The 22,450-nt window shown below is 41.0% G+C and carries 23 protein-coding genes; 11 read left to right on the top strand and 12 right to left on the bottom strand.

What is annotated here, in order from left to right; genetic code table 11:
- From M0R36_01385 to M0R36_01430, 10 genes are read left to right on the top strand one after another with little or no spacing between them, the layout of a single operon-like run.
- Nucleotides 1-948: a glycosyltransferase family 2 protein gene (locus M0R36_01385; protein MCK9554463.1), complete on the top strand. Its 948-nt coding sequence runs from the start codon at nt 1-3 to the stop codon at nt 946-948.
- A 32-nt stretch (nt 949-980) separates the two neighbouring features.
- Complete coding sequence (locus M0R36_01390) at nt 981-1,940, top strand: glycosyltransferase family 2 protein (protein ID MCK9554464.1); 960 nt, start codon at nt 981-983, stop codon at nt 1,938-1,940.
- A complete protein-coding gene (locus tag M0R36_01395; GenBank protein ID MCK9554465.1) occupies nt 1,918-3,135 on the top strand; it encodes a DegT/DnrJ/EryC1/StrS family aminotransferase in 1,218 nt (405 codons plus the stop codon). Before M0R36_01390 ends, M0R36_01395 begins: the two co-directional genes overlap by 23 nt.
- Nucleotides 3,135-4,145 carry a glycosyltransferase gene (locus M0R36_01400; GenBank protein ID MCK9554466.1) on the top strand — a complete coding sequence of 337 codons (1,011 nt, stop codon included), beginning with the start codon at nt 3,135-3,137 and terminating at the stop codon, nt 4,143-4,145. Before M0R36_01395 ends, M0R36_01400 begins: the two co-directional genes overlap by 1 nt.
- Before the next feature lie 2 nt (nt 4,146-4,147).
- Complete coding sequence (locus M0R36_01405) at nt 4,148-5,554, top strand: flippase (GenBank protein MCK9554467.1); 1,407 nt, start codon at nt 4,148-4,150, stop codon at nt 5,552-5,554.
- Between the two features lie 6 nt (nt 5,555-5,560).
- On the top strand, nt 5,561-6,193 hold the full coding sequence (locus tag M0R36_01410) for a hypothetical protein (GenBank protein MCK9554468.1): 633 nt from the start codon (nt 5,561-5,563) through the stop codon (nt 6,191-6,193).
- The gene (locus M0R36_01415) at nt 6,174-7,349 is read left to right on the top strand and encodes a glycosyltransferase family 4 protein (protein ID MCK9554469.1); all 1,176 of its coding nucleotides are present in this window, start codon (nt 6,174-6,176) and stop codon (nt 7,347-7,349) included. Before M0R36_01410 ends, M0R36_01415 begins: the two co-directional genes overlap by 20 nt.
- Nucleotides 7,346-8,185, top strand: coding sequence for an FkbM family methyltransferase (locus tag M0R36_01420; GenBank protein ID MCK9554470.1), 840 nt, complete (start codon nt 7,346-7,348; stop codon nt 8,183-8,185). The genes M0R36_01415 and M0R36_01420 overlap by 4 nt, the downstream gene beginning before the upstream one ends.
- Nucleotides 8,186-8,222: 37 nt before the next feature.
- The gene (locus tag M0R36_01425) at nt 8,223-9,611 is read left to right on the top strand and encodes a right-handed parallel beta-helix repeat-containing protein (GenBank protein ID MCK9554471.1); all 1,389 of its coding nucleotides are present in this window, start codon (nt 8,223-8,225) and stop codon (nt 9,609-9,611) included.
- Nucleotides 9,608-10,699, top strand: a complete 1,092-nt coding sequence (locus M0R36_01430) for a DUF1972 domain-containing protein (protein MCK9554472.1) — start codon at nt 9,608-9,610, stop codon at nt 10,697-10,699. The genes M0R36_01425 and M0R36_01430 overlap by 4 nt, the downstream gene beginning before the upstream one ends.
- A 55-nt stretch (nt 10,700-10,754) precedes the next feature.
- Here the strand turns inward: M0R36_01430 and M0R36_01435 are convergent, their stop codons facing one another.
- From M0R36_01435 to M0R36_01490, 12 genes are all read right to left on the bottom strand, one after another.
- Entirely contained in the window at nt 10,755-11,558 is an 804-nt protein-coding gene (locus M0R36_01435; GenBank protein MCK9554473.1) for a nucleotidyl transferase AbiEii/AbiGii toxin family protein, read from the bottom strand.
- Nucleotides 11,555-12,193: a hypothetical protein gene (locus M0R36_01440; GenBank protein ID MCK9554474.1), complete on the bottom strand. Its 639-nt coding sequence runs from the start codon at nt 12,191-12,193 to the stop codon at nt 11,555-11,557. Before M0R36_01440 ends, M0R36_01435 begins: the two co-directional genes overlap by 4 nt.
- Before the next feature lie 120 nt (nt 12,194-12,313).
- Nucleotides 12,314-13,567, bottom strand: coding sequence for an ATP-binding protein (locus tag M0R36_01445; GenBank protein ID MCK9554475.1), 1,254 nt, complete (start codon nt 13,565-13,567; stop codon nt 12,314-12,316).
- A 68-nt stretch (nt 13,568-13,635) separates the two neighbouring features.
- Complete coding sequence (locus M0R36_01450; GenBank protein MCK9554476.1) at nt 13,636-14,010, bottom strand: hypothetical protein; 375 nt, start codon at nt 14,008-14,010, stop codon at nt 13,636-13,638.
- Nucleotides 14,011-14,128: 118 nt separating this feature from the next.
- Nucleotides 14,129-15,553, bottom strand: coding sequence for an amidophosphoribosyltransferase (locus tag M0R36_01455; protein MCK9554477.1), 1,425 nt, complete (start codon nt 15,551-15,553; stop codon nt 14,129-14,131).
- A gap of 49 nt (nt 15,554-15,602) precedes the next feature.
- Nucleotides 15,603-16,022: an EamA family transporter gene (locus M0R36_01460; GenBank protein ID MCK9554478.1), complete on the bottom strand. Its 420-nt coding sequence runs from the start codon at nt 16,020-16,022 to the stop codon at nt 15,603-15,605.
- Nucleotides 16,023-16,053: 31 nt separating this feature from the next.
- Nucleotides 16,054-16,821, bottom strand: coding sequence for a hypothetical protein (locus M0R36_01465; GenBank protein ID MCK9554479.1), 768 nt, complete (start codon nt 16,819-16,821; stop codon nt 16,054-16,056).
- Nucleotides 16,822-16,824: 3 nt separating this feature from the next.
- Nucleotides 16,825-17,364 carry a PilZ domain-containing protein gene (locus M0R36_01470; GenBank protein MCK9554480.1) on the bottom strand — a complete coding sequence of 180 codons (540 nt, stop codon included), beginning with the start codon at nt 17,362-17,364 and terminating at the stop codon, nt 16,825-16,827.
- Nucleotides 17,365-17,367: 3 nt separating this feature from the next.
- Complete coding sequence (locus tag M0R36_01475) at nt 17,368-18,648, bottom strand: methyltransferase domain-containing protein (protein MCK9554481.1); 1,281 nt, start codon at nt 18,646-18,648, stop codon at nt 17,368-17,370.
- Nucleotides 18,620-19,060, bottom strand: a complete 441-nt coding sequence (locus M0R36_01480; protein ID MCK9554482.1) for a DUF116 domain-containing protein — start codon at nt 19,058-19,060, stop codon at nt 18,620-18,622. Before M0R36_01480 ends, M0R36_01475 begins: the two co-directional genes overlap by 29 nt.
- On the bottom strand, nt 19,053-19,991 hold the full coding sequence (fmt, locus tag M0R36_01485) for a methionyl-tRNA formyltransferase (GenBank protein ID MCK9554483.1): 939 nt from the start codon (nt 19,989-19,991) through the stop codon (nt 19,053-19,055). Before fmt ends, M0R36_01480 begins: the two co-directional genes overlap by 8 nt.
- Before the next feature lie 20 nt (nt 19,992-20,011).
- The gene (locus M0R36_01490) at nt 20,012-20,869 is read right to left on the bottom strand and encodes a DUF1189 domain-containing protein (GenBank protein MCK9554484.1); all 858 of its coding nucleotides are present in this window, start codon (nt 20,867-20,869) and stop codon (nt 20,012-20,014) included.
- Nucleotides 20,870-21,014: 145 nt separating this feature from the next.
- Here M0R36_01490 and M0R36_01495 point away from each other — a divergent pair, with 145 nt between their 5' ends.
- Nucleotides 21,015-22,439: a tetratricopeptide repeat protein gene (locus M0R36_01495; protein ID MCK9554485.1), complete on the top strand. Its 1,425-nt coding sequence runs from the start codon at nt 21,015-21,017 to the stop codon at nt 22,437-22,439.
- Nucleotides 22,440-22,450 lie beyond the last annotated feature (11 nt).

The raw sequence follows: 22,450 nt of genomic DNA on the forward strand, positions 1-22,450 counted from the left end.
ATGATAAAACTATCAATCATAATCGTAAACTGGAACACGGAAAAAATACTTAAAAAATGCTTATCCCTTATTCTGAAAAATACAGGGAAGATACCCTGTGAAATCATTGTCATAGATAACGCTTCCACCGACAATTCCATATCTATGCTTAAAGAAAATTTTCCGGGTGTAAAAATCATACGCAACCGCGAGAATTTAGGTTTCTCCAAGGCAAATAACATCGGCATAAAAGAAGCAAAGGGAGATTTCCTGCTTTTATTAAACCCCGATTGCTTCATCGAAGACGGCACTTTGCTGGAAAGGTGGCTTGAGTTTATGTCCTCGCATACTGATACAGGTATCAGCGGCTGTAAACTGGTATTTCCCGACGGTAGTCACCAGGTCGGGGACGCAGGTTACAAACCGTCTTTATCAACCGCCCTGAACTACTATTTTTTTCTATCAAAAATATTTCCCTCTGTCTTCAAGGGGCTTTTTTTGAATTCAGAAAAATATATGAAAGAAACTGAGGTGGACTGGATCTGCGGGGCAGCCTGTATGGTCAGAAAATCGATTTTGGCAAAGACAGGATTGCTCAACGAAACAATCTTCATGTTTTCGGAAGACATAGAATGGGGCTGCAGGATAAGATCATCTGGGTTTAAGGTTTACTACCTGCCTTTCTTAAAAATAACTCACCTCCAGGGAAGCAGTGTCCAAATGCAGGATAACAATACACATTTCTCTACTCTTTGGCTGAAAAATCTCAGAAACATCTACGCCCATTTTAATAAACGTTCCCTGATACTTTATGACATAACAGCCGCCGCAGGATTCTTAATAAGATTTATTATTTATTATTCAACATCTTTACTCATAGGGAACAAGACAAAAAAGGATAAGGCGATTCGAATGGGTAAATGCTTCATTTTCACGTTGAGAAACATATGCAAACCGGTTAATATGTAGCCTGCAAAACAACCGGACTAAGGTTTGATTTTATGCATCAGAAAGGCAAAAAGATTATTATATCAGTTATAGTTCCGACGCATAACCGCGCCGATATTCTGGTTATGTGCTTAAAATACTTAAAAAAGCAGAGCCTGCCGGAAGATTTATTCGAGGTAATAGTTTCTGATGACGGCTCAGATGATAACATACAAACGCATATACAGGATTTTCTGGATGACACATCCTTTAACTGCATTTACTTAAGGCAGGAAAAAGCAGGCGCTAATCCGGCAAGGAATAACGCAATCAAACATTCGCGCGGAGAAATACTCCTGCTGATAAATGATGATATATTACCATCCGAAAAGATGCTGGAAGAGCATTTCAAAACACATAAAAAATATACAGAAGAATCAGACGCGGTTTTGGGTAAAGTCACGATACACCCTTCAATAAAAGATTCTTTTTTCACAGCGCTGCACCTTGACGCGAGTTTCGACTTATGGGAAGGCAGGAAAATCCTTGACTGGAAAGCCTTTTACACATGCAACATATCAGTTAAGAAGTCTTTTTTGGATAAATACGGATATTTTGACACCGGTCTGAACTGGCATGAGGACCTTGAACTTTCCGAGAGGTTATCACACCATAATCTTAGAGTAATTTACAACCCTGCCGCATTGGGGTATCATTATCACAATCTTGATGAAACACAGTTCCTTAATATAGCGAAAAAGGAAGGGAAAGCCCTGTCAATATGGTATAAAAAATCGCCTCATCTGATAGAGACTCTTGCTTCAATAGGATTTTACCCGGGGCTTCCTTTTTATAGGAGGATAAAATATATCTTCGCGGATATTATAATGAACAGCTGCAGTATTCCTGTTTTTCTGCCGGTCGCAAGGTCATTGCAGGGAAAACACCCTCATCAGGCAACAGCGCTGTACAGAAAAATTTTCCAGTCCATAAAAAGAAAGAGCATACTAGATGAATTACAAAAAAAGAGCTGAAAATAACCTTGCTTTATACGGAGGAAAACCCTGCCGCCCCAGAAAAAAATTTCTGGTCTTCGGCTCCCCCGCCATCGGCAAAGAAGAACTTCTTGAAATACAGGACTCGATAAAAAAACGCTGGATAGGAACCGGTCCGAAAGTAGCCCGGTTCGAAAACGACTTTGCCGAATACAAAGGCTCCCCTTTTGCGATAGCGTTGAATTCATGCACCGCGGCTCTGCATCTCTCAATGCTGGCCAGCGGAGTGGGGCCGGGCGATGAAGTAATTACCACCCCTATGACATTTTGCGCAACAATCAACGCAATCATCCATTCAGGGGCAACACCTGTCCTGGCAGACTGCGACAGAAAAACGATGAATATCGACCCCCGGGAAATCGAGAAAAAAATAACGAAAAAGACGAAAGCTGTTTTAATAGTCCATTTTGCCGGCCGGCCCTGCGATATGGATCCGATAGTATCTCTTTGTAAAAAACATAACCTAACACTCATCGAAGACTGTGCCCATGCCATTGAATCGGAATACCATGGAAAAAAGACCGGTACATTCGGGCAATTGGGATGCTTCAGTTTCTACGTAACAAAAAACATCATAACCGGCGAGGGAGGAATGGTTATAACAAGAAACAAAGAAATGGCATCAAAAATAAAAGTCCTGGCTCTGCACGGAATGAGCAAAGACGCGTGGAAACGATTTGCCGATGAGGGGTACAAACATTATCAGGTTATTTACCCCGGGTTTAAATACAATATGATGGACATTCAGGCGGCAATGGGCATTCACCAGTTAAAACGCATCGGCCTTTACTGGAAAAAACGCAAAGCCATATGGGAAAGATATAATAAAGAGTTAGCCGATTTGCCATGCTATCTTCCCCTAGACCCCGAACCACGCACAAAACACGCTTTCCATCTTTATACACCGTTAATAAACATAAAAAAACTCGGGAAAACACGGGATTGGGCCCTCCATGCTTTGACTGCCGAAAATATAGGAGTGGGGGTTCATTATATTCCCGTCCACCTGCACCCTTACTACAGGAAGCATTACGGTTGGAAAAAGGGCTCTTTTCCCAATGCGGAATGGATAGGAGAAAGGACAATTTCACTGCCTCTGTCCCCTGCTTTGACAAAGGATGATGTCCGGGATGTCTGCCGCGCCTTTAAAAAAGTTCTCAAGGTAAAAAAATAATGAAGATAGCAATATTATCCACTGTTTATAAGACTACACCGCCGAAAGGCTACGGCGGCATTGAACGTGTTGTGCATATCCTGGTTGAACAACTGGTAAAAGAAGGCAACAAAGTAATACTTTTCGCCACTCCCGGAAGCCGTTGTTCGGGAAAAACAATAGAAATCCCGGCTTACGATTCCGCAAAAGCCCCCTCAAGCATCCATTCAAAATCCGATATTATATCAGAAGAGCCTTTATATAACGCCGTATCGGAGTTTTTAAAAAAGGAAAAAGTGGATGTTATACACGACTGGTCTTTCCAGAATCTTTTTGTCCTGCGGCACCCGGATAAATTCCCTTTTATAATCTCTACCTGCATACCGCCGGGCCCGGGTTACAGTCGCCCCAATCTCGTCGCATGCAGCCGCGCGCATGCAGAACTATGCGGAAAATCCGCTAAATATGTTTATTACGGCCTGGATTTAGACAACTGGCCATTCAACCTCAAAAAAACGGAACCTTTCATCCATATATCCAAAATTGCGCGGTATAAAGGCCAGTACATAGCCATAAAAGCGGCAAGAAAATCCAAACGCCAATTGGTGCTGGCAGGCAACGTAGCCGATAGGATCTACTATAATTTTGTTATAAAACCTATGCTGTTCTTATCCCCAAGCATAAAATATATAGGTGAAATTAAAGGCACAAACGAATATCTGCAGAAAGCAGCCGCGTTAATACAGACACCGAGGTGGTTCGACGCCTTCCCTCTTGTAAATTTAGAAGCTTTCGCGTCAGGCACACCTGTCATTTCACTCGCGGCAGGCGGCGTCCCTGAACAGATTGTAAACGGATTAAACGGATTTTTATGCCATAATACAAATGAGTTATCAGACGCGATGAAAAACATCGGTTCCATAAAACCGAAAGACTGCAGAGATTACGCAGAAGAACACTTTTCGGTTAAGAGGATGGCAAAAGATTACATTGAGTTATACAAAAAAGCCATAAGCGGCGAGAACTGGTAAAAATGAAAGCTTCAACTTCTTATATTCATAATGTCTCAGCCCAGGCCATTGGCAGATTTTTTACCGGACTTATAAGCATTATAGTTTTCATTTTAATAGGGCGTTTAATGGGGCCCCGTGAACTGGGACAATTCTCTTATATACTTACTTTTTTTGGGCTTTTATTTATTTTCTCAGAAGTCGGAACTCCGAGCGTGTTCGCCAAAGATATAGCCCAGATAAAAGAAGCTAAGGATGTTTATCTCGGGAATTATCTGGTTTTGCGCATTGGACTGGCTCTGTTATTCATTATTCCCGGCATAACAGCCGCATACTTCTTAAGAAAAGACATTTTTTTTATTTTAACTCTTGGAGTTATTTTTCTGCCGCTGTTCAACCTTCGTTTTTTTGAGCCTTTATATCAGGTTTATAATAAACCGTTATTCTCCGCCTATACGGCATTTTTTTATGGAATAATATATTTTACTTTGTCTTTGGCCGCTATTCTCTTAGTTAAAAACATTTTTTCTGTTTCTTTGGCGTATATTATTGCAAATGTATTTTATGCGTTTTTTGCCCTTTATCTGGCTACAAAAATTCTAAAACCGAAACTTACAATCAAACCATCTATAATAAAAAATATAATGAAACTGGCTCTTCCCATGGGTGTTGGGGCTTTATTCGCAACCGTCAATTCCCATATTGATATTTTTATGCTGGCCTCGATGAAATCCGACTATGAAGTGGGCATATACAGCGCCGCATACAGGTTTTTAGATATGACCGCCATGCTGGCGGTAACAATCCTGAACCCTATAATACCCATTTTTTCAAAATGGGCGCTTGAAAACAGACAACTTCTTAAGGAACGTTACACACAGCTTATAGAGACATTTTTAGTTATCACTTTGCCAGTTGCAATTTCTATCCCGTTTATCGCTCCTTTGATAGTGCGCTCAATTTACGGCTTGGACTTTCTCCCTTCCGCAGACGTTCTAAATATTTTAGCCTGGGTGGGGATGCTGCTTTTTTTATCCCTACTTACAATGTCGCTATGTTTATCCATCGGTGTAGTTCATTTTGGGTGGTGGATTACTGCTCTTGCAGCAAGTGTGAATATACTTTTAAATTCAATATGGATACCAAAATACAGCTATATCGGCTCGGCATGGGCAACTGTTATCTGTGAACTACTGATATTGGGAATTGTATCTTTCTTTGTCATCAAACATATCGGTAATTTTATAAGATTTCCTATATGGACAAAAATTATCTTTACAAATATAATACTTTTTTTGCTCCTTTATTTCATTAAAAACACATATTTAAGCATAGGTTTTGGGATAATCATTTATATAGTTATGATATATTTTTTAAAGGTTATTCCGGAACATTTTTTATTTTTAATAAAGGATATGTTAAAAAAATAATTGCTTATGAATAGAACATCTTTTCTTAAAAAGAACCTTATGCGGATAAAAGCATTTTTGCACATTTTTTATTATCCTCAGGTAAAAATCGAGTTTCCTATAGATATTTTAAAGCAGTATATAAATTATGATTGGAAATTACCTGAAGACTATAAGATTCGCTCTCCCGACAACACTGTAGACAAGCAGGCGTGGGCAGATTTATTAAATTCAGATGGAGAATTCGGTATATGGAACAAGCAAAGGATTGAAGACGAAATCATATCGCATATGATAGCTCCAGACACGGCTTCATTATTATACTATAAGGATAAATTAATTGGATGTTCTTCTTCTCTGTCCGATAAAAGAACGAAAGATAAAGTTGGCATTGGGATGTTTCTTTTCTTGTCAAAATCTCACCGTAGTAAAAAGGGATTGTCATTTGCACTTACATTTCGCACCTTGAGTTTTTTCGCTAGAGAAAATTTTGTAAGAGCATTTGCATACACCGATCCTCACCGTCTTTCAGCCTTATATCTGTATCTTTCTACTGGAATAAAGCCTAGATATAATTCAATTTTTAGTATAATTCAATGGTACAAGATTAAAAAAAGACTCAATCCGCTTCTTAAGCGGATTGAAAATAAAAAAAGATGATAAAATGAAAATAGGTTTTTGCACATGGTTTAACATAAACGATAAAAATGCATGGTCAGGGACACAATACCCCATGCTCAAGGCATTGGAAAAATATTGCGGAGAAATAATACCTCTGGTGCCAGAACACAACAAATTCTTTATTTTGGGGAAAATCCTCAATAAACTTACTAAGATATTTCTTGGCCAGAGATTTCATTATTTCCATGCTTCCTTTGTAACAAAAGAATTTGCTAAAAGTATTCATAAACAAATCAACAAAACAAAACCTGATATTCTTTTCGCTATTTCTCACGGCGTATTATTAAATGATGTCAACTGCGATATTCCGATAATTTATTATTCGGATGTTACTTCTAAATTGCTGGTCAATTACTATTCTGATTTTTCCAATCTTCTGCCTATTGCTGAAAAATGGTACCACCAGGTCGATCAAAACATCATGGATAAAGCCGATATTGTTATTTTTTCTTCTGATTGGGCCGCTAAGAGCGCCATAAACGATTATGACTGCGACAAAGAAAAAATTTATGTTATCCCTCTGGGGGCAAATATAGAAAATATCCCGGAACGCAGTGAAATATTAAACAGGAGAAACAAAGACAAAACTATTTTAAAACTGCTATTCTCAGGCAGTGACTGGGAAAGAAAAGGCGGGGACATTGCAGTAGAAACAATGGAAGAACTTAACAGGAGAGGGATTCCGACAGAATTGACCCTATTAACCGGTATTGCCCTTCCTCATCACAAAAAAAATCCCAGAATCAATATTGTAGGCCATTTAAATAAAGAAAATAGCGAGCAGGCGATTAGAATGCATAATATATTTATGGATGCGTCAATATTTATATTACCAACAAGAAAGGACTGCTCCCCCACCGTTTTATGCGAAGCTGCGGCATATGGATTACCGGCTGTTTCCACGAATGTGGCAGGAGTTTCCGCACATATAGAAAATAAAGTCACCGGTTACCTGTTGCCGTTAGAAGCAGGATTTAAAGACTATGCAAAGACCATTGAAAAAATCTGGAGCGACAAAAACACCTATGTTAATTTGTGTAAAAATGCCCGGGACAAATTTGAGCATGAATTAAACTGGGATTCTTGGGGAATCAAAATCAGAAACTTAATTGATAGGCACAGACTATTTAAATGAAAATTCATGTTCACAGAAGATTAAAAATATTATTTAAGTATCTTTTGCATTATAAAAAATATTCACCTTATGTAAATTTAAGTGAAATTCTTCGTGTCTTATTTGAGCCAAAATTAAAAACCAGAGCTTCCAGGCATATCAAATACATAAAACAAGGTGAAGGTGACCATTTTCTAGTTGTGCAGTTAAAAAACATTGAAAATGTTTTATATTGGCCTGTCCAGTTTCCAATTAAAGACTTATACCAGGTGATATCGGAATGTTTCAATGAGGATGACTGGCATTATTATGAGGCTAGTAACACACCAATTGAAACAACTGACGTCGTCGCAGATTGCGGGGCAAGCGAGGGTATATTCTCTTTAAAACACTATAAAAACTGTAAGTTCATTTATATTATCGAACCGCTGGAAATATTCTGCAAAGCTCTCAAAAAAACATTTAAGAATGCCGATAACATAAAGATATTAAACTGCGCTTTAAATGATGGCAGTTCAGATGAAGTTTCTATCAATAGCAACTCAATATCTTCTGCTATAGGGAAAAACGCATCCAACCGAATAAAGGCAACCACAATAGATAATATTTTTTATAAGGAGGATAAGCCTGTAAATTATATCAAGATAGATGTCGAAGGCAGCGAACTGGAAGTATTAAGGGGGGGAATAAACACTATCCGCTCAAATAAGCCCAGAATGTCAATAGCTGTTTATCACAATCTAAATGACTGGAAAACAATATTGGGCTTCGTAAAAGGAATTAACACTGATTATAAATATAAAGTAAAAGGCATTTGCCACCTGAATTTTAAACCTGTATTATTACACTTGTGGTGACAATCTAAATTTAAGAATAAGAATCTGAGTATTAACTATGCGCATTTTGAAAATCCATATCTTATTTGTATTGCTTATCTGGTTATTTCCCATCCCTGTCTTCGGAAAAAACATAGACATCTATCCAAATCACAAGGTAAAAAAAGAAAATTCTCTTGCCTCTTTCTTTCAAATCAGATGGTCTGATGTCAAACCCGGAGATACAATCCTGCTATATGACGACTATGGGCCTTACCGGGAACCCTTCATTATCCTCGGCAAAGGAACCCCCGAGAAACCAATCATAATCAAAGCAGCAGAGGGAGAAAAGCCTGTCATAATGTCTTCCGTAATTTTCTCACACGCAGAAAACATTGTCTTTGAAAATATTACGATATCCAATCACTTCGAAAGAGGCATCATTATCAGAGAAGGAAGCCATCATATAACAATCAAAAACTGTGTGGTCAAAAATAACGGGCTTGGTATATGGATAGGCGGTTATGCCGGAATCAACCACAAAATAATCAACAATGAAGTATTCTCCAATGAAACACACGGTATCGCCATTGATGTAGTTAACTGTAAACGGGGCTCAGAGACCTTAATCGCGGGAAACCGTGTATACAACAACGGGCATCACGGAATGGAAATAAACGGCAGTTATTATATTATCGAAGAAAACGAGGTTTTTAACAACGGGTTGAAACACCTGGGATGCACGGGCATCCATACTTACGCCAAGGACGCGAAACAGGACACGGGCGATCATAACATAATCAGATATAATGTCTGTTACAGGAACAGGGATACAAAAAAATTTGACGGCAACGGCATACAGCTTGACCAGTGGTGCGACTATAATGAAGTTTATTACAACATATGCTACGAGAATGACGGCGCCGGCATATGCATATTTGACAGTTCAAACAGCGTGGTTTATAACAATACCCTCTTTAACAACGCCTTAGACTCAGGCAAATCACATCAGATTAAGGCCGAACTTGTCATTGCCAGCGATTTCACCAAAAATGTGGACCATACAAACAATATCTCCGTATTCAACAATATAGTCGTGGCTAACAATAAAAATGTATACGCTATTTACGTGGACAGGCTGAGCTCGGATAATAAACTTTCAATAAACAATAATCTTTTTTATAATTTGAAATCCGATAAGTTTTACATATGGGATGACAGAACGGTCAAAGATATTAACAAAATGGACAATCTTAACGCGAAAATAAAAGGTAACCTGTCTGATAACCCTTTATTTACCACAAAAACCCCGGCGGAAATTAACGGTTTCAAACTTCAGGAAAACTCGCCCTGTATCGGCAAGGGAATATACACCGGGCAGAAAAGAGATATTTTTGGGCATATAATACCTGAAAATAGAAACCCTTCTTTGGGAGCAATACAACACAACCCGGGAGATTCTCAGTGAAAGTCGCTTTTTTGGGTTCCAGAGGAATACCGGCCTGTTACGGCGGTTATGAAACGCTTGTGGAAGAACTCGCTCTCGGCCTCGTTTCAAAAGGGAATAACGAAGTAATTGTTTATTGCCGGAGCAACTATTTCGAGGACAAGCCCAAAAACCTCAAGGGCATTAAACTGGTTTATCTCCCCACAATGCGCATTAAACCGCTGGAAAGCATAATCCATTCTTTTCTGTCTTCAATACACGTGCTTTTCCGGGATGTAAAAGTTGTGTTTTTCGTGGACCCGGCAAATGCCCCGTTTTTCTTATTGCTCCGCCTGTTCGGCAAAAAAGTAGTCGTCCATACAGACGGACTCGGATGGCAAAGGCTGAAATGGAACGCGATAGAGAGAAAATACTATAAATTCGTTGAACTGTTGTGTAAATGGATGGCAAACGTGCTCATCACGGATAATCCCGCTATGCAAAAATACTACAAAGATGAATATAACGCGGATTCCGTTTACATACCATACGGCGCTTCAAACCACGATATATCAAATACAAATATTTATAATGAACTTGGAATCCCCGAAAAAAAATACCTTCTTCTGGTAGCAAGGCTCGAACCTGAAAATAATCCCGGACTGATAATCAAAGAATATGTTAAGGCCGATATCGATATGCCGTTAGTTGTCGTTGGCGACTCTCCTTATAATCCCGATTTTATGGCAAAATTAAAGCAGGCGGCCAACAAAAAAGTTATATTTACAGGTTTTATCAGGGATCAGCAAAAGTTAAATGCATTGTATCGGGGGGCTTTCATTTATATCCACGGCCACGAAGTCGGTGGAACCAATCCTTCCCTGTTGCGCGCTATGGATGCTGCAACGGCCCCACTGGTAATATCTTCCCCTTTTAACAAATCAGTTATACCTGACTGCGGATATATTTTTGAAAAGGAGGAAGGTTCTCTTTCAAATATCTTAAAAAAACTTGCCACAAAACCCGATGAGGTCAAAAAAATAGCTCTTCTGGCAAAAAGACAGGCTGATACAAATTTTAAATGGGAAACAGTCGTAAAGGAATACGAAAAGGTATTTAATAAAATTTAATCGAGGCTTAAGGCAAGAAAAAAACAGGCTGAGGCCAAGGTTGATGGTATTGAGATTACTCTCTCAGAAGACGTAAAATATTTTCTTTTGTAAATACACTCATATCCTCCGGGCGTTCGAGGAAATTTTCCGCATCCCTTTTTACTTTTGCCCAATCCACCTTGCTTGCCACCTCGAAAACAATGTTCCGCCATGTTGTTTCCATAGGAAATTCTTTCTTCCAGCCCGTTTGTTTCAAGGCATTATCCAACTGGACAATATTCGGCGCAATACCGGGCCATTTTGACAGGTACCAGCCAAGGTCAAAATAATCACGGCCTTTTGTATATTCCCTGCTAAGAACGGCGTGTACTTTACCCGCGAATAATGAATTTTTTTCATATGTTAGAAACGAAAGAGGAAAATACCTGTTCACAACCATTGTTTCGGTAACAGCCCCTTTCGGAGGATTTGTATCAACCTCAATCTTTATAGAAATATTTTGCTCGGCAAAGGGTGAAATACCGGCGTCTTTCATCAATTCCTTAATCTTTACGAACGCCGAATTCACGGTCTTTGCATCATTAAACGTCACACCGGCATTGTATCCGGCAAGGGATAATTCTTCCTTGATTTTCATCATAAGCTCCGCAAATGCCAGGCCTTTAATATTCTCCGCCGAAAAATCGAGGTCTTCGGAAAAACGAGGAAGCCTGTGCATAAAACGCAAAGCGGTCCCTCCCACAAACGCCAAATTTGAAAACGCGCCATTGTCATGCATTACCCTGAGGATATAAGCCTGCAGGTACTCGCGCATTACATTTAATTTAGCGTTCATCCCGCTTTGTTTAGCGGCAAGTTCCAATACATAATCTTTCATAATGTTTTCTCTTCGTCTTTATACGACTCTATATATTTATTAACTTCCTTCACGGCGCGCAAAATACCCGCGCTTTTGAACTTTTTTGCGTAAGCAAACAGCTTATCCTTATTTATATTTGCGACATTCTGGAGCCGTAAACCTGTCAGGTACGCCTGTGAAACTTTCATTCCGTTAAGATAGAATAGGTCAAGAAGAGCTTTTTCCGGAAAAGCGATGAAACCCGTTTGACCATTTACCGTAACTGAAGCGTATCCCCAAAAAAGCTCTTTCTTGATATGTCTATACGCAAAAACTCCCGCCTCTGAAATAAACCTACCCTGTCTTTTTGTTGTCAGAGACGTAAAAACAGGCACAGCTTCGGGAATAAGCCCGTGATATTCCAACGCTTTTTCCAGGCTGATATACGACGGCCTCTTCAGTAAAGACGCCAGATACGGTTCATAAAGCGTTGTCCTGCGATATGGTTCCGCAAAAAGATAGATACTTCTTTTTGCCTGAATGAGCTTTTTTGCTTTTACCCAACGGCTTAGCTGTACTTTTAGCGGCCGGGAATTAACAATCCCCGCTGTAAGGAGATCCGCATCGATAACCGGAAGAGCCGCATATTCATCTATAAATTTACCCCATTTCATAGCGTTAATTTAACATATTTGTTAATATAACGCAATAGAAATTTCCTCCCTTTATTAGGGGCTCATCCTGTGTCAACTGTCCGAAGTTTCGCTTCGGACAGTTAGAGGCCGAGGACAGGGTTAAGATAAGAACTGCCAGGGCACGGCAATAACTTTTTTGCTAAGCATTTTTACCTCGTTTCCCGCATATACCAAAACTCCCGCTGTGGTTTCGGTATGTTCGCGCATAAACTCCAAAATGCTTTTCGTATCGGAATACTTCGCTTTATCTGTACATTTAACCTCAAAAACAATAGATTTTCTACCATGCTCAACGACAAAATCCACTTCACTGCCGGAAACAGTTCTCCAGTAAAATACGTTAGCCCTCGGAATTAAATCCTGACAGGCTATTTTCAGGTGCAGAAGAACAAGCGTCTCAAAAAAAGCCCCCATTTCCCTCGATTTCTCCATAGCTTCCATATCATAATAACCTGAAAGGTACACTGCCAGGGCCGGGTCAAGCCAGTATATTTTAGGCGTTTTTACAAGACGTTTATTCCTGTTTTTTGCATATACGTTTATCCTTGTAATCAAACAGCTTGTTTCAAGAATATTCAAATACCTGTAAACCGTAGGCTGGCTTACTTTAATGTCGCGGGAAATATCCGTTTGATTCATTATCTGACCACTGCGAAGAGCCGCTGATTCCATAACTCTTCTGAAATCCACAAGTGATTCTATCTGTGATAATTGCCTCAAGTCCCTTTCCAAATAGGTTGACACATATCCTTCCCACCATCTCAGATATTCCGAAGAAGATTTGAACGTAATCAAGGGCGGCATAAAACCTCTGTGCATTAACCTAAAAGTATCTTCAGTGGAAACGCTTATTTTGCTCTCTTCGGGAAAATCCGAGTTTAAAAGGCCGGACAGCAAATTGCCGGGGGATGTTCCTGCCATTTCACTATAGCTCATCGGCAAAAGGTTAAAATAGACAGCACGCCCGGCAAGAGATTCGCTAACTTTCTGCATTAACATAAGGTTTGCGGAACCGGAGAGCACAAAAGATATATTTCTATCTTTACTATCAACAACTTTTTTTATCGCCGAAAGAACTTTAGGAGATTTTTGAACCTCATCTAATACTATCCTCTTAGCTCCCACCCATAAACTATCAGGATCATTTTCAGCCTGCTCAAGTATTTCAAAATCATCCAGGCTTATATATTTCCAGTTATTGAAAGGATGAGCATGTCTCAACAAGGTACTTTTCCCTACCTGCCTTGCCCCTGTAATAATAATCACAGGATGAGCTTTTGCTGCTTCCTTAAGAGAAGGTGTAATCACCCTGTTTTTGTAAATAAATTCATGCTGTGAATGATTTTCATTCATACTATGAATTATAATCAATTTAAGCCATTTGTCAAGGGGAAAAGGAAGGCCTAAACCTTAACCTTAATCTACATCCTGTCATTCACCTTGCCGGCTATTTCCCTGACAAGCGCGTTGCCTTCGGAAGAGCTGTCCTGAACATTGATTTTGATGACAACAAGTTTGTCATCTTCTTCCTCTATTATCACCTTAACTTTCGCGTCATCGATTTTCGCTTCGATTCTGGCGGCGTTTTTATTTTTATACGTTATTTTACCCATTTTTTTCAGGACGCCGTACGCGGCGGACCATGCCCTGTAGAACTTTACTTCTTTTTCCAGTATGGCCGTGTTTTTATCTATGGTAATGCGGCCGATTTTATCGGTATCTTTCGCAAAAAGCCCCGCCACAGAGTTAGTGGCAAGAAAACAGGCGATAATAAACATAACAAACGATTTTTTCATTTTTCCCCCTCTATATATCCTGTGCCCTATTAATATAAGATTCAATACCAAACCCGGATTTGAATCTTCTACACTGCTTTTACTGATGCCTTTTTCACTGACCTGATTCTGCCGTCAATCATTGACAACCGGAACATCGGCCTTTCTTCGGACATTCCCCCGTCCAGCAATGAAGGCATATCTTTTCGCGGGGCAGTCCGATGGCTTTCACCATATCGTCAACGGTCTGATATCTGAGAGTAGTAACCTCAAGGTCTTTGGCTATCCAATCAACCATCTTTTTATATTTTGCGGATGAACTATCCGCATATTCTTTTACATCCTCCGGGTCATGCCCTTCGATGCTTCTGATAGCCTTGCGCGTAGCAAGCTCGTGGATTGTCCTTGTGGAGCGATTGAATTTGCATGGGAACATCAACGGCGGGCACGCGGGCCGCACATGGACTTCTTTTGCCCCAGCATCCCACAATTTTTTAACCGTGTAATTCTTCAACTGCGTCCCCCTTACAATAGAATCGTCGCATATTATAATCCTGTTGCCTTCTATAATATCTTTAATGGCGATAAGTTTCATCCTCGCTACAAGGTCTCTTGTGTCCTGGGAAGGAGGAGTGTAACTCCTTCCGTAACCCGGCGTATATTTCACAAGCGCCCGCCTGAAAGGCTTTTTCGATTCCATCGAGTAACCTATGGCATGGGCCGTTCCCGAATCGGGAACACCCGATACAACGTCTATTTCCAGGTCTCTGTCATGCTTGGCGAGAAAACTGCCGCATCTTTCCCTGACAGTTTCGGCGTTTATTCCCTCGTAACTCGAAGCCGGGAAACCTGTGTATATCCATAAAAAAGCGCAAATCTGGTTAATTTTGCCGGGTTCCTTTTTCTGTATCATATCTCCTTCATTCAGAAGCATTATTTCTCCGGGCCCGAGATATTTGACTATGCTGAAACCGCTGTTTAGAAACGCTATTGTTTCCGATGTAACCGCCATGGCATCTTCGCTTTGCCCGACTACAAGGGGCGTATACCCAAAGCGGTCTCTGGCGGCGTAAACCCCGTCTTTATTCAGCAGAAGAAGCGAGCAGGAACCTGTTATTGAATCAAAAACATTCTCAATGCCGTCAACAATGCTTTTTCCCTGATTTATCAGTTTGGCCACAAGTTCGGTCTGGTTGACATTGCCTTTCCTGAACTCGCTGAAAGAAATACCTTTTTCCATAAGTTTGTCCGCGAGTTCGTTCGCGTTTTCAACCAACCCGTTCATAACCACACAGAAAGCGCCGAACTTCGAGTTAAGGTATATAGGCTGTTCCTCAAAAGCGCTTATCACGCCTATCCCTTTATTGCCTTTCATGGATTTCGCATCATCATAGAACTTGGCTTTGAACTGGCTCTGGCTTATATTATGTATCTGACGCGCAAAATCATCTCCGAGAACGGCTAAACCGCCGTATTCGGTTCCCAGATGAGAATGATAATCCGTTCCGTAAAATAAAATATCGGTACAGTTTTTCTTTGAAACCACTCCGAAAACACCGCTCACGCTGCCTCCTTTTATTAATGAATGTTAAACCGCCAAGGAAGTCTTATTCTCACTTTAAAAGGCAAATACCGCTGACAACCAGTATGACACCGATTATTTTTGTGACGGTAATCGCTTCGCCGAATATAATCACTCCCAGAATAAACGTTACCAGCGGGAAGGAACCCGCGATGGGAACGATTTTGGAAGCTTCCCCGGCGCTGAGAGCCTTATAATATATCATCTGACCCACTATACTCGCAAAAAATCCGCCGAGCATAATATAGACTATAGCCCTGACATTGGGCACCGTAAAAGTCCTGAACATGGAAGGTTTAGCCAGGAACATAACCATACCGGCAAGAAAAACCGATAATGCCCTTATGAACACACCTTCGTATACGGGTATATTCTTTAATCCGGCTTTTTCCAGTATAGGGCAGACACCCCAGACAAGCGCCGCCAGTAAAGCCAAATATACAGCCTTCATATTTTTACCCTCTCGGTTAACATAAGACAGCCTATTCTCCCAAATGCCTTACAACACCTATACTGCGGGGTATTACGATATCCGCTTTTTCTGGGCGCTTATCATCCAAAAGCTTGAACTCAGTATCCATTAACTCAATAAATTCCGCCGTATAGTCCCGCAGGATGCCGGAAAATTCGCGCTTTTTTGAATCCAGGACGTAAGAGACCACAACACGTTTTCCGATATGCCGTTCCAGAACAGGTTCATACGACATCCCTATACCCGAAACCACCTGGCCCTGTATCTGGGAGACATATTTTTCCTGTCCCGATAAAAATTTTCCGGCCGGGACAGCGGTTTTGATTTTACCGACAAACAAAGCGGATATTTCCATAATAGAGTCTTTTATCGTGCCGAATATATTTCTCGTGTTTCTCGAAACACGCTGGAAAAAACCCGGGTGATAGGCTTTCTTAAGTATGATATCCCTCTTTTTGCCCTCTTCCCCGTTAAGCCGGCCAAGGAACCTGACCAGCATAAGAATACCGGCAAATTCATTCTTATATATAATATAACTTGTTTCTATGTGATTATCCTTTTCGTCCCTGTAAACATCGGGATAAAAAAGTTCAAGAGATGAATGTTCGGCCTTTAACCTGCCCCATATGGTTTTCATATCTTTGGTTATGACGGTAACAAAAGCGCCGGAGAAATGATCGAGGCACCTGTCTTTCGAGCGGCCTTTTATAAACGCGCCGATGAAAGTCGCGGCCACTATAAAAATAATCGTTATCGCAAAAGTATCCTGCATAACCATTGATTAGAAGAAATGTTCGGAAACAAATTCAGCCAGTTTGGATTCTTCTTCCTCTGTGGGTTTTAAAAACGCGACGGCTATCTCATAAAATCCGAGGTCGGGATGTTTATCCACCCTGATGATTTTACCGTTAAGTTCAAGCGAATACTCTTTATTGCTTGTTTCAATCGTCAGGTGAAGAAACATACCCGCCGAAAGTTTTTCCTTCACTTTAAAAAGGACCCCCGAAGCGCTGATATTGGCGGTATATCCTTTCTTTGTGCCGTCACCCGCGGAAACTATCCTTTCGCCCTCTTTTTTTACACAATACAGGCTGCAGAAAAGAGGGTATTCCTGCCGGTCTACAATTTTATATTTTATTGAAGTTCCGACCGGAATACGGACATATCTTCTTCTTTCTTTTGAAGCGTTTTTAGATATTTTTATGATAGTTTCACCCTGCTTTGCGGGCTTAAGAAAAAAAGCAATCAACAATACCGCTGAAACAGCGAATAACACAATGCCTGCCAGGAACACTACCTGTTGAGTGCTGATGTTTTCCATATGTTAATTCCTCCTTATAGCCGCGAAATAACCGCCTTCGGAACCGCCTGTTTCCTGCAGTGTGAGCTTTTCGTATGTCAGTTCCAATTCCCGGTCCCTGCTGATAGCGTCCAGGACGATGTCCCTGTTTTCTATATCAAGCACGGAACAAGTACTATAAACCAAAACTCCCTTTTTGGCAAGCAGAGACAGAGCTTTTATAAGAATTCCCTTTTGAATTCCGGTTATGTCCCTGAAGCTCGATGGAGTAAACAACCACCTCGATTCAGGCCTTTTCCTCCACGCGCCGGTATTCGAGCAAGGGACATCCACAAGAATTTTTCCGAACAATCGATTTTCGATTTTATCACAATTCTTCAGGAAATCACATTGAACAATCTCAATATTATGCAGGCCCAGCCTCCGGGCATTCTGCCCGATTAACCGTGTTTTTTCCGCCGTCCTGTCGATGCAGAGCACTCTTCCGCCGCCTCCGAGCAGTTGCGCCGTTAAAGTGGCTTTGCCTCCCGGAGCCGAACAGACATCCAGGACCTCATTGCCTTCAAACCGGTCCAGGTACAAACATGGCAGGACCGTAGTTTTATCCTGGACATAAAAAGCGCCTTCTTCAAAAAGTTTTTTATACAACAACCCTCTTATTTTATACGTCTTATAAAGGAAATCTATATCTTTATCCCTCTCGAAAACGATGTTCTCGCTCTTCAGTAACCGCTCCAGGGATTCCCTGTCGGATTTCAGTAAATTGAGCCTCAGCCACACCGGCGGAACCGAATTGTTGGCCTGAAAGACAGAAATCGCTTTCTCAGGCCCAAACTTACCCACCGCAAACTTTACAAACCATTCCGGATGGGAAAACCTGACGGCGATATCTTTAATTGAACCTGACCGGGGCAGTTCATATTTACTTTTATCCCTTATATACTTCCTTAAAACAGCGTTTAAAAAACCCTTTTCCTTTTTCCCTTTCAACAGCATAACCGATTCGTTAACAGCCGCGTACTCCGGCATTTCCGAATCAAATAACAAAAAATAGAACCCGAACCTGAGGGCCGTAAGAAGCCCTTTCCCGAGCATGGATTTTTTTCTTCCCGAGACGCGTTCTATATAATAATCCAGCAGTTTTTCCTGTTTGATGATATTATTCACAAGCTCTGTCAGGTAAGCCTGCATAACTATGCTATTTTCATCTTCCGCCGCTACTGTTACACCCTTCGCGTTTCTTTTGTTCCCAAGAAGCGAATGAAACGCTTTTGCCCTAGACTTTTGTAAAGACGCCAATGCCATAAATTATTTCTTCCGGATCCACTTTCGTTTCGATACACGGCCCTTTGGGGGTTATATTGCGCACTGCATATACCGGTTTTGGAAAAGTTTTTATTATACCCGCAACAAGCTCAAAGGGACAGGCAACCGCGACAACCGCTTTATACGCCTTATCTTTCGCATAAGAACATGCCAGCCTGCCGCCGGGGGCAAATGCGGTGTTAACTTTCATGTCTTCGGAAATCTTTACCACATCAGCGACGCTGCACTTGCCGCACCTGCAGCATGAACCGGAATCCGACAGGATATCTTTCCCGCATTCCGGGTTTTGAAGGCATTTGGGGCACAGAACAAGGATCTCCGAAGGTTTAAACCCGTATTTCCTGTTTCTGACCCGGTAATTATTAATTCGAAGAACAAGGTCCTTAAACAAATTTATCTCCGGGCTTTATGTGGTAACCATTGATGAAATCGGAAGCGTCCATAACTTTTCCGCCTTCCGGCTGGAGTTTAAATATTTCAACACAGCCATCCGGGCATTTTACGGTTATTTTTTTATCCGCGGCGATTATCTCCCCCGGCTCTCCTGCCGTATCGCACTTTACGCCTTTTGCCTTATGGATTTTAACCATTATTTTCCTGCCGTTAACATCAAGATGAGTAAAAGCCGAAGGCCATGGATATACACCTCTTATAAAACAGTCAAGAGAAACGGCATTTTTATTCCAATCCAGTTTGCCGTCTTTTTTTGATAATTTCGGAGCTTTTGAAATGCTTCGGCCGGTCTGGGGCTTGCATTCAGCGCCGCCTTTTTCGATATCTTTCAGAACTTTCACAAGCAAATCAGCCCCGATATCCCCCAGCCTGTTCATCAGGGTCTCAGAAGTATCGTCACTTTTAATCTCTTCCTTCCTGTAATCAATGATATTACCGGCATCAACCTGCTCGTTAATATAAAAAACCGTAACCCCCGTTTCCTTCTCCCCTCCGATTATCGCCCACTGCACCGGGGCAGCCCCCCTGTATTCCGGCAAGAGCGAAAAATGGAGGTTGATGCATCCTCCGGGCGGTATATCAAGGATTTCCTTTTTGAGGATTTCACCGAAAGCCACTATAACGAAAATATCGGCAGAAAGGTTTTCGAGTATTTTTCTGCCTTCTCCGGAAGAGACTCTTCCGGGCTGAAATACTTCATACCCTAAATCAAGGGCAACTTTCTTCACAGGGGAAAACAGCGCTCCCGAGCTTCTTTTAGCCGGCCGGTCAGGCTGTGTAAAGACAGCGGATATATGAAAACCGGATTCGGAAATTTTCCGAAGGCATTTTGCCGCAACTTCAGGCGTTCCCATAAAAACTATTTTCATTGTATAGCCCCCGGCATTTCTTATTTTCTGTTAACAGCGGCCCTTAAACCGCCGTTCAGGAAATAAAGATAAATTATCGCTGCCAATAAAAGCTCGTAAAAGAAAATATCATCCCGGTTCAAACCCAGGGAAAAAATCATACATAATACTACAACAACAGGACCCATAGCGAACAGGCAGAGATTAAACACATTCACAAACTCTAATTTGATATTATTGGCTTTTTCCGCGTTCCGTGTAAAATTAGCGCTTATAACAGTCATTAAAAGTATCAGGCAGGCGGAAACCAGCACACTGAAAACCGAGCTCATTGCAACCATTCCCAGGTATAGCGCGCCGAGAAACCTTTGCAGGATACCGGAGTCAAACGAAAAATCCTTTATGCCGGAGAAAGAATAAGTTCCGCCGGACATATCACTTTTCGCGGGATGGATGTCTACAGCCTTCATCACGACGGAAACTATATGAATGAAAGATAAAGAGAAAGATTTCTGGATTTCAGTTTCTTTTCTGTCAAGTTTAAACAAAACTTTATCTTTGTCTGCGGCCATAACATTACCCTTGTTCAGAGCATTATCGCCTTCCGGCATATTAAAAGAGATTGCCGCCTTATCATCCTCGTATATAATCCCGTTTTTGAGCTCAGGGCCGGAAAGAGCGCCGGACGTAATCGAAAATGAAGGGATATTCCGCAGAATCCAGTCCCGGAACCCTTCGGTCCAGAGATAATGCCTGTAAGCGTTGGAAGGGATATAAAAAAGATTGAACAGGCAAACCAGAAAGATAAGATAACCTATCTGATATTTTTTCCTGTCAAAAATTTCCCTGTAAACCGAGAAATCATACAATGATCTGAAAAAATCCTTAAATATACGCATAAACACCCCGATTACTGATTTTTGAGATTATATATCATTATAAAGCGGGCAACAAGTATCAATTCCGCTCCCAAAAATTCCTTGTTAACTGAGAATAAATATATTAATGTATTATTAATATTAAAACTTCGGGAGGAATCCTATTATGGTAGAACTCAAAGAACCGGAACCGAGCCGTCAGGCCTTAATGCTTTATAATAAAGGAATGGACGCATTTAACAAGGGCAATATAGATTATGCCGTAACTCTTTTTATTTCAGCCGTAAAAGACTCCCCGGGTTTTGTCAAGGCCAGGAATATACTCAGGCTGGCTGAATTCAAAAAATTCCAGTCTAAATTTGAGATTGTAAAAAAAATAATCACTTTTATCACTACACTGCCTCTGCAGATATCTATGTCGGTTGAACTCCAGAAAAAAAACTGGAGGGGCGTGATGTCAAAAGCCGAAGACATACTGAAGCATAACCCTAAAAATGTTTCTGTCCTTATGCAGCTCGCGAACGCCGCCGAAATGAGCGAAGAGGACGGGATGATACTAACAGCAATAGATTCCTACGAAAAAGCGAGGAAAATCAAACCGAAAAATGCAGTAGTCCTGAAAACCCTGGCAAGGATATACAGGGCAATAGGAGACCTTGACAGAGCCCGCGCCTGTTTTGAAGAAATTTTAAGATATTACCCCACAGACAAAGATATAAATAAAGGACTAAAGGACCTTGCCGCGCTTGGGACTATCGCCAGGGGCGGCCTTGACGATACAAGCACATACAGGACAAAAATCAGGGATGGAGAAAAAGCGGAAATCCTTGAAAAAGAAGCTAAAATGGTCAAGACGGAAGAGGACATAGAATTACTTATCGCAAATGCCGAAAAACAGCTCCAGATGCAGCCTGAAAGCATTAACATCCACAGGAAACTTTCGGATCTTTATGTGGAAAACGAAGAGTTCGACAAAGCAATCAATATGCTTGAAGCCGCCGCGCGGCTTGATAAAGGCGATATCTCAATTAAACGGGAAATAGCAAATGTTACCATTAAGCGCTTCGACAAAGAAATAAGAGACATTGAAAATAAACTGCTGAAGACCCCCGACAGCGGCGAGCTGCAATTCGAATTAAAACGCATAAAAAACAACAAGAACAGCTTTATTCTCAAAGACCTTAGCGAAAAAGTGGCTCAATATCCCAATGATATGACTTTGAGGTATGACCTCGGAAGTATCTACTTAAAACTCGGGGAATATGATAAAGCCGTAGCAGAGTTCCAGCTTGCCGTCAGGAACCCGCAGAGAAGAACACGGGCAATGAATTTTCTGGGATTATGCTTCCAGGCCAAGAAAATGTATGATATGGCAATAAACCAGTTCCAAAAAGCTATTCAGAGCCTGAAAGAGATGGACGCCCTGAAAAAAGAAGTTATTTATAACCTGGGCACCACTTATGAAAAAATGCAGGACTGGGATAAAGCCATTGAACATTTTAAGCAAATATATGAAGTTGACATAAACTACAAGAATATTTCACAAAAAATCGAACACGCCTATAAGGAAAAAAGTTCAGACAAAAAGTGAGCCCGGATACC

This window comes from bacterium (assembly GCA_023228325.1).
Lineage (GTDB): Bacteria > Auribacterota > UBA6266 > UBA6266 > UBA6266 > UBA6266.

Bases quoted from the DNA above. Each gene is read 5' to 3' on its own strand.
- fmt (MCK9554483.1), bottom strand. From the start codon at position 19,991: ATGAAAATAGTTTTTATGGGAACGCCTGAAGTTGCGGCAAAATGCCTT.
- M0R36_01475 (MCK9554481.1), bottom strand. From the start codon at position 18,648: ATGGCATTGGCGTCTTTACAAAAGTCTAGGGCAAAAGCGTTTCATTCG.
- M0R36_01445 (MCK9554475.1), bottom strand. From the start codon at position 13,567: ATGAATGAAAATCATTCACAGCATGAATTTATTTACAAAAACAGGGTG.
- M0R36_01440 (MCK9554474.1), bottom strand. From the start codon at position 12,193: ATGAAATGGGGTAAATTTATAGATGAATATGCGGCTCTTCCGGTTATC.
- M0R36_01400 (MCK9554466.1), top strand. From the start codon at position 3,135: ATGAAGATAGCAATATTATCCACTGTTTATAAGACTACACCGCCGAAA.
- M0R36_01425 (MCK9554471.1), top strand. From the start codon at position 8,223: ATGCGCATTTTGAAAATCCATATCTTATTTGTATTGCTTATCTGGTTA.
- M0R36_01405 (MCK9554467.1), top strand. From the start codon at position 4,148: ATGAAAGCTTCAACTTCTTATATTCATAATGTCTCAGCCCAGGCCATT.
- M0R36_01495 (MCK9554485.1), top strand. From the start codon at position 21,015: ATGGTAGAACTCAAAGAACCGGAACCGAGCCGTCAGGCCTTAATGCTT.
- M0R36_01465 (MCK9554479.1), bottom strand. From the start codon at position 16,821: ATGGTTATGCAGGATACTTTTGCGATAACGATTATTTTTATAGTGGCC.
- M0R36_01420 (MCK9554470.1), top strand. From the start codon at position 7,346: ATGAAAATTCATGTTCACAGAAGATTAAAAATATTATTTAAGTATCTT.
- M0R36_01470 (MCK9554480.1), bottom strand. From the start codon at position 17,364: ATGGAAAACATCAGCACTCAACAGGTAGTGTTCCTGGCAGGCATTGTG.
- M0R36_01390 (MCK9554464.1), top strand. From the start codon at position 981: ATGCATCAGAAAGGCAAAAAGATTATTATATCAGTTATAGTTCCGACG.
- M0R36_01395 (MCK9554465.1), top strand. From the start codon at position 1,918: ATGAATTACAAAAAAAGAGCTGAAAATAACCTTGCTTTATACGGAGGA.
- M0R36_01410 (MCK9554468.1), top strand. From the start codon at position 5,561: ATGAATAGAACATCTTTTCTTAAAAAGAACCTTATGCGGATAAAAGCA.
- M0R36_01385 (MCK9554463.1), top strand. From the start codon at position 1: ATGATAAAACTATCAATCATAATCGTAAACTGGAACACGGAAAAAATA.
- M0R36_01490 (MCK9554484.1), bottom strand. From the start codon at position 20,869: ATGCGTATATTTAAGGATTTTTTCAGATCATTGTATGATTTCTCGGTT.
- M0R36_01435 (MCK9554473.1), bottom strand. From the start codon at position 11,558: ATGAAAGATTATGTATTGGAACTTGCCGCTAAACAAAGCGGGATGAAC.
- M0R36_01450 (MCK9554476.1), bottom strand. From the start codon at position 14,010: ATGAAAAAATCGTTTGTTATGTTTATTATCGCCTGTTTTCTTGCCACT.
- M0R36_01460 (MCK9554478.1), bottom strand. From the start codon at position 16,022: ATGAAGGCTGTATATTTGGCTTTACTGGCGGCGCTTGTCTGGGGTGTC.